This window comes from Actinotalea sp. C106 (genome assembly GCF_023630195.1).
Lineage (GTDB): Bacteria > Actinomycetota > Actinomycetes > Actinomycetales > Cellulomonadaceae > Actinotalea.
The window spans coordinates 1-728 of record NZ_JALPKN010000593.1 but is presented as its reverse complement, the minus strand read 5'-3'; the positions used below and the strand labels follow the sequence as shown (position 1 = coordinate 728).

The 728-nt window shown below is 76.2% G+C and carries 1 protein-coding gene; it reads left to right on the top strand.

The window, feature by feature from the left end; genetic code table 11:
- Positions 1–728: DEAD/DEAH box helicase (locus tag L0B03_RS18685; RefSeq protein WP_250448607.1), on the top strand; the 728-nt coding region annotated here is incomplete at both ends.

Here is a 728-nt window from a genome sequence, read left to right as displayed (position 1 = left end):
TGAGCCGGCGCGGCTCGGTGCTGTACCTCGCGCCGACCAAGGCGTTGGCCGCCGATCAGCTCGCGGGCCTCGAGCGGCTGCTGGGCGCCGCCGAGGTGAGCGTGCGCGCCGCGACCTGCGACGGGGACACCGCGATGTCCGAGCGGCAGTGGATCCGCGACCACGCCGACGTCGTCCTGACCAACCCCGACTTCCTGCACTTCTCGCTGCTGCCCGGGCACCGGCGCTGGTCGCGGCTGCTGCGCTCGCTGCGCTACGTGGTGCTCGACGAGAGCCACGCGTTCCGCGGGGTGTTCGGCGCGCACGTGGCCGCGGTGCTGCGCCGGCTGCGACGCCTGGCCGCGAGCTACGGCAGCGCTCCCGTCGTCGTCCTGGCCTCGGCGACCACCTCCGACCCGGCCGCGAGCGCCGCCCGCCTGCTCGGGGTGCCGGCTGAGGAGGTCGTGGCGGTCACCGAGGACACCGCCCCGCAGGGCCGCAAGACCTTCGTGCTGTGGCAGCCTCCCGAGCTGCCGGGCGAGGCCCTCCCGGTGCCCGAGGAGCCGGACGCCCCGGCTTCGCCGGCCACACCTTCCCCCACCGCACCGACCCACCGCACCGCCACCGCCGAGATGGCTGACCTGCTGACCGACCTGACCCTGGCCGGGGCCCGCACCCTGGCCTTCACGCGCTCGCGGCGGGGCGCCGAGTCGGTCGCTGCGGCGACCCGGGACCACCTCGACCACGTG